We start from the raw sequence: 6,586 nt of genomic DNA, 5'->3' as shown, positions 1-6,586 counted from the left end.
CCTTCGACAAACTCGTCGAACACACCCGACCCACCCGCGACCGCCACACCCCACCCCTCATCCAAACCGTCTTCACCGGCGGGAACGCCACGGGCATCGCCGACGAGCCCATGCCACTGCACACCGCCACGATGCGGCCGGTGTCGATCGAGCCGGGAACCGCGAAGTTCGACCTCACGGTCCACGCGGAGGTGGGGACCGACACCGTCGACGTGTACTTCAGCTACGCCCGCGACCTGTACGAGCCCGGCACCATGACCGACCTGGCCGACAGCTACCGCGCCCTCGTCGCCGCCGTGCTGGCCGATCCCGACCGGCTCCTGTCCACCGTGGAGGCCGTCACCGACGACCAGCGCCGGCGGCTAGCGGCGGTGTCCACGGGGCGGCGACGCCGGCCGACGGCCGGGGGCGCCGGCCGGCCGGACGGCGATCTGGGGTGCGTGCCCCGGCTGGTGGCGGAGACGGCCCGACGCCAGCCCGACGCGGTCGCCGTCGTCGACGGGACGGGCGCAATCACCTACCGCGAACTCGACGAGTGGTCCAACCACCTCGCCCACCAGCTCCTGCACCACGGCGCCCGACCCGACCACCCCGTCGCCGTCAGCCTCCCACCCGGCACACCCGCCATCACCGCCATGCTCGCCGTCCTCAAAGCCGGCGCCGCCTACCTCCCCATCGACCCCACCGCACCCACCACACGCCGACACCACCTCATCACCAACTCCGCCACCACCATCCTCATCACCGAAGACCCCCACGACACCGACACACCCCCCGGCGTCGTCACCCTCGCCCCGCACCGCTCCGCCTCCCCGGCGGCACCCCGGGTCGACATCCACCCCGAGCAGCTGGCGTACGTCATCCACACCTCCGGCTCGACGGGCACTCCCAAGGGCGTCATGGTCGCCCACCACGCGCTGGCCAACCTCGTCCGGTGGCACCTCGACACCTATCCCAGCGGGCCCGGCGAGCACCACGGCCAAATCGCCAGCCTCGGCTTCGACGCCGCCGTCTGGGAGATCTGGCCGACGCTGGTCAGCGGCGCCACCCTGCACATCGCCGACCCGGCCCACCGCCTCGACCCCGCCGCGCTGCACGACTGGATGCACCGGCAGGGTCTCACCGAGGCCTTCGTGCCCACCCCGATCGCCGAGGCCGTCCTGCGGCTGCCCACGCCGTCCACCACCACGCTGCGCACGCTGCTCACGGGTGGGGACGCCCTCACCACCCGGCCCTCCGCGCGCACCCCCTACGCCCTGGTCAACCACTACGGGCCCACCGAGGCCGCGGTCGTCGCCACCGCCGGGCCGGTGCGCCCGGACGGGACCCACCGGCCGGACCTCGGCACCCCGATCGACGGCGCCCGCGTACACCTCCTCGACGCCGGGCTGCGCCTGGTGCCGCCCGGCGCGCCCGGCGAACTCTGCATCGCCGGCGACGGGCTGGCCCGGGGATACCTCGGCCGTCCGGGGCAGACGGCGGAGCGGTTCCTACCCGACCCGTACGGACCACCCGGCAGCCGCCTCTACCGCACCGGCGACCTCTGCCGCCTCCGCACCGACGGCACCCTCGAATTCCTCGGCCGCACCGACGAACAAATCGCCATCAACGGCTACCGCATCGAACCCGGCGAAATCGAAACCGCCCTACGCGCACAACCCCACATCGACGCCGCCCTCGTCACCACCCGAACACTCCCCACCGGCCGCCACCTCATCGCCTACGTCACCGGCACCAACATCGACACCCACCAACTCCGCGACACCCTCCACCACACCCTCCCCCGCCACCTCGTACCCCACGCCATCATCGCCCTGCCCCACTTCCCCCTCACCCGCAACGGCAAGATCGACCGCAACGCACTCCCCGCACCGGATTCCGCCACCGTCCGCTCCGCGCCGCCCGGCGACGCCGTGCAGCGGCAGCTCGCGGGGATCTGGGCGACGGTGCTGGGCACCCCCGTCGCGGGCATCGGAGTCCGCGACGACTTCTTCGCCATCGGCGGGCACTCCCTGCTGGCCACCCAGGTCACCGCGCAGGCCGGCGCCGCGTTCGAGGTCGACCTGCCGGTCGCGGCGCTGTTCCGGGACCCGACGATCGCGGGGCTGGCCGGCGAGCTGCGCCGCGTCGAGCGCCGGCCCGGCTGGGTGGACACCGTGGCCGGCCTGCGCGAGGCCGTCGCCGCGCTCACCGAGGACCAGGCCCGACGAGCGCTGACCGCCGCCACCCGCCCCGGCCCGCCGTACGAGACAGGAGCACCCCGATGAGCGGCCCGTCGCCCGACCCGGTCGCCGCGCTGCTGCGACCACCGCCCGGCTGGCCGGCGGAGGAGCACCGGCAGTTGCTGGTACGGCTGCTGCGCGAGCGGCTGGACAACGCGCCGACAGCTCCCGCCACCGTGGCCCAGCGGCAACTCTGGTTCCTGCAACAGTTGGAGCCGACCAGCACGGCGTACCACATCCTGACGGTGGTGCGGATGACGGGCGAGCTGGACCTGCCGGCCCTGCGCGGCGCGCTCGCCGCGATCACGGACCGGCACGACCTGCTCCGGGCCACCTTCGCGATGGTCGACGACGAGGTGGTCGTGCGGATCGGTCCCCCCGCGCCGGTGCCGGTGCCGGTCGTCGACCTCGGCACGACGGACACCACGACCCGTGAACAGCGGGTCCGGCAGGAGCTGGAGAAGGCCCACGACGAGCTGTTCGACCTGGCCGACGGCCCGCTGCTGCGGGCGGTGCTGATCCGTTGCGGGGCCGACGAGCACCTGCTCGCGGTCACCGTGCACCACATCGTCTTCGACGGCGGGTCCCGCCCGGTCTTCTGGGAGCACTTCGCCACGGCGTACGACGCGCTGCGGGCGGGGAAGACGCCGGACCTCGATCCGCCGGTGCCCGACGACGAGGACGACGAGGACGACTTCGCCGACCCGGAGGACCCGGACGCGGCACTGGCCTACTGGCGCGAGCGGCTGGCCGGCCTGCCCGACCTGGACCTGCCCGGCGTCCGCGACCGGGTGCCCGGGGTGTTGGCCGCCGGGCGGCGGCTGGACGTGCCGCTGGACCGCGGCGTGACGACCGCCCTCACCCGGCTGGGTCGGTCCCGGCGGGCCACCTCGTTCATGACGCTGCTGGCGGCGTACCTGGTGCTGCTGTCCGTACGCACCGGCAGCAGCGACGTCGCCGTGCTGTCGCCGACGACGGGCAGGACGAGCGAGGCGGACGAGAGCCGGATCGGGTACTTCGTCAACACCGTGGTGCTGCGCGGCGACCTGGCGGGGAACCCGACCTTCGCCGAGGTGGTCGACCGGGTCCGGGAGCTGACCCTCGGGGCGTACGCCCACATGGCGGTGCCGTTCGAACGGATCGTGGACGAGGTGCGCCCGGCGCGGGTGCCGGGCCGGATGCCGTTCTCGCAGTTCGCGTTCAGCGTGGAGGGCCGGCCCGCGCCCCCGCCCCGGCTCGCCGGCCTGAGCACCGCCTGGGTCGACGTCGACACCGGCACGGCGAAGTTCGACGTGCAGTTGGACGTCCTGACCGACGCCTCGGGCGGGCTCGTGGCGGCCTGGACCTGGCGCGACGGGCTGTTCGACCCGGCGGACATGGCCGCCGTCGCCGAGGACTTCGTGGCGCTGCTGGACGCGGTCGTCGCCGACCCGCACGCCACCGTCGACGCGCTGCCGGTGCGCCGGCCCGTGCCGGGCGTCCGGGCGGCGACCCCGCCACCCGCGGTGCGTACCCGGCCGGGCGGGACGGGGTCCGGCACGCTGGTGCACCTCGGCGGGCCGACCGACCGCCCGCCGCTGATCCTGCCGCACCCCGTCAGCGGCACGGTCGGCGCGTACGCCGAACTCGCCCGGCTGCTGCCCGCGTACCACCTGGTCGGCATCGAGTCGGCCGCCGACGCCACCGGCGACTCCATCGAGGCGCTCGCCGAGGCGTACCTGGACGACGTCGTCGCCCGCTGGCCGACCGGCCCGTACCGGCTGTGCGGCTGGTCGATGGGAGGACTGCTCGCGTACGAGATGTCCCGCCGGCTGGTGCGGGCCGGAAGCCCGGTCGACCTGCTGGTGGTGCTGGACACCGCGCCCGGGCAGGCGCGCCCGGCCGGCGAGGGGACCGACGACGGCGCGACGGCGGCCCGGTTCGCCGCGGACCTCGCCGCGTCCCTCGGCCGGGACCACCCGGCGCCGACGGCGGCGACGCTCGCCGCGCTGCCGGTCGAGGAACAGACGATGCTGCTGCGCCGGTGGCTGGTGGACGCCGGGGTGACCCCGGTGGCGCTGCCGGTACGCGAGGTGCGCCGCCGGGTGGAGACCTTCGCCCGGCACGTCACCGCCGTGGCCGGGTACCGGCCGGAGGGCGCGGAGCTGCCGCTGACCGTCGTGCAGGCCTCCGCGTCGCCGCGCTGGCAGCCGCGTTGGGAGCGCTACGTCGGCGCCCGGACCACCGTCCACGAGTACGAGGGCGACCACTACTCGCTGCTGCGCCGGCCCACGGTGCAACGGATCGCCGGTTGGCTGGCCCGGGCGCTGGACGACCGGTGAGCGACGGCGCCCGGCCCTCGGCGGAAATTCCGGGCGGCCCTACGGAGGGCGAGCGCCGTCAGGCGGTGGGGGCGCCGGCCGCGAGGGGCTGATCCGGCGACGCCAGCCCGAGCTCCAGGCACCGCCGGGTCTGCGCCAGCAGTTCGTCGGTGCGTCCGGCGCTGTAGGAGGAGGCAGCGGCGTACAGCTTGATGCGTAGCCGCTCCTCGCCGTCGAGCTGGTCGAAGTAGCCGCCCAGACCGGCGGTGTCGTCCAACGCCGAGGTGCTGTCCAGCTCGATCGCGTCGGCGGTGGCGCCCGGCCAGTCGATCGCCCGCAGCAGGGAGTAGTTGACCGAGACCGGGGCCAGCAGGTGCACCGGCACCCCGCGCCGCTTCAGCTCCACGACGACCCGCTCGAAGGGGACGGCCTGGTGGCCGAGCGACTCGGCGGCCTGGTGGGCGACCCGGCGGCTGAGGTCGGCGAAGCCGATCCCCGGCGGTACGTCGACCCGCAGGACCGCGGCCTGGCTCAGCTGGCCGACGACGCGTTCGCAGTCGAGGAACGACCGCATGTCCACGACGAACGCCACCCGGAACGACCGGGTGGCGGCGGGCTCGCCCAGCGCGCCCAGCAGGGCCGCGGTGTACGCGGCGAACGGGGAGACCCGCAGGCGGCGCACCGCCGGCACGATCGAACCGGAGGGGACGTGCGCCTGCGCGAGGTGGCCACCGGGGGCCGGGGGTGGCCCGTCCGGTGTCGCGTCGAACGGGTCGGTCAGGTCGGCCCCGGTCTCCACCGGGCCGAGCCGGCCGAACGTGTCGAGCCACCAGTCGAGGTCCTCCTCCGCCTGTTCCTCGCCCAACTCGAAGAGCCGGTCGAGGACGTCGTCGATCGGCTCGGCGGCGGGTGGCTGGCCGGCGCTGGCGCCCAGCTCCGCCCCGTAGAGGACGGCCAGGTCGTCGACCAGCAGGTCGAGGGAGTGGTGGTCGAGAAGCGCCATGTGCGCGCGCAGCAGCAGGTAGGAGCTGCCCGTGGCGGTCCGGGTCAGCGAGACCGCCCAGCACGGCCCGGCCCACAGGTCCACCGGCCGCCGCAGGGCGGCCTGGCACCAGCCGACGGCGGCCCGGTCGTCGGGCACCTCGACGACCTCCAGGTCGGCCCGATCGCGGCCCTCGCGCAGGACCACGTATCCGTCGCGCTCGGCGAACGCCCGGCGCAGCAACGGATGCGCCTCGGCCAGCCGCCCGACGGCGCGCCGCAACGCCTCGACGTCGACGTCACCGTCCAGGCGGTGGCACACCTGGGTCATCAGGGTCGCGGGACCGACCCGGCCGTCGAGACGGCACAGGTATTCCTGATGTTCGCTCGTCTCGAAATGGTCCCGCACCTGAATTCCCCCGGAAGAATAGATGGCCCCGGCGGACCAAATATCAACTGATCTGCGAACTGACGAGATCGCCTACCGACGTTCCGGAAGACGCATTTCAGAGGGTCGTACCAGAATTGCCTCGGAGACCGTGGTCTCCTGTTTTCCAGCTGTCAGGCGAGCCGGCTCTTGCGGGGGCCGAACCACGAGGTCGATGTCCACCAGAGTCGTTGCCGTGCAGCAGTGAGCACGCATCTTGACTCCCATTCCGGAACCGCCGGGGTCCACTGTGGATAGACAGTTAATATCTCGGCCCCGGCTCCGCAACCCGAAGTTTTTCCGGCGATAAGCGGGACCACGCACGCAATTACCGCCCGCCGCTTTACGCTCGCGGGAAGTGATCGTGGCGCGGACGGGAGGCGGGTCCGACCGGGCGACGCGCGCCGCGCGGCCGGACCCTGACGTCTTCTACCGTGCCTCGCCCGCCATCGCCCGGCGCAGGCTCAGCGGGCGCATGTCCGTCCACACCGAGTCGATGTGCTCCAGGCACCGGGCGCGCGGCCCGACGAAGCCCTCCTCCCGCCAGCCCGCCGGGATCTCCCGCCCGTCCGGCCAGATCGAGTACTGCTCCTCGTCGTTGACCACGACCCGGCAGATGTCGGCCGTCTCCGTCTGCTCCACCGTCATCTTCTTCT

General features: G+C 73.9%; 4 protein-coding genes. 2 read left to right on the top strand and 2 right to left on the bottom strand.

Features of this window, described 5'->3' with window-relative positions; translation table 11 throughout:
* On the top strand, positions 1-2,267 hold a 2,267-nt coding region (locus ACPXCB_RS15080), incomplete at its 5' end, for a non-ribosomal peptide synthetase (protein ID WP_425875846.1).
* Positions 2,264-4,543, top strand: coding sequence for a condensation domain-containing protein (locus tag ACPXCB_RS15075; protein ID WP_425875844.1), 2,280 nt, complete (start codon positions 2,264-2,266; stop codon positions 4,541-4,543). The genes ACPXCB_RS15080 and ACPXCB_RS15075, both read left to right, overlap by 4 nt.
* A 58-nt stretch (positions 4,544-4,601) precedes the next feature.
* On the opposite strand, the gene ACPXCB_RS15070 is transcribed toward ACPXCB_RS15075, so the two are convergent.
* Positions 4,602-5,912 (bottom strand): condensation domain-containing protein, encoded by a 1,311-nt coding sequence (locus ACPXCB_RS15070; RefSeq protein ID WP_425875842.1) that lies wholly within the window; start codon positions 5,910-5,912, stop codon positions 4,602-4,604.
* Positions 5,913-6,359: 447 nt separating this feature from the next.
* Complete coding sequence (locus ACPXCB_RS15065; protein WP_393145799.1) at positions 6,360-6,572, bottom strand: MbtH family protein; 213 nt, start codon at positions 6,570-6,572, stop codon at positions 6,360-6,362.
* Between the last annotated feature and the right edge of the window lie 14 nt (positions 6,573-6,586).

This window comes from Micromonospora sp. DT62 (genome assembly GCF_049847285.1).
GTDB lineage: Bacteria > Actinomycetota > Actinomycetes > Mycobacteriales > Micromonosporaceae > Micromonospora > Micromonospora reichwaldensis.
The sequence above is the reverse complement of the archived record's forward strand: the minus strand, read 5'-3'. Positions and strand labels throughout refer to the sequence as shown.

Excerpts from the sequence above, each read along its gene's own strand:
- ACPXCB_RS15075 (WP_425875844.1), top strand. The coding sequence starts at position 2,264 with ATGAGCGGCCCGTCGCCCGACCCGGTCGCCGCGCTGCTGCGACCACCG.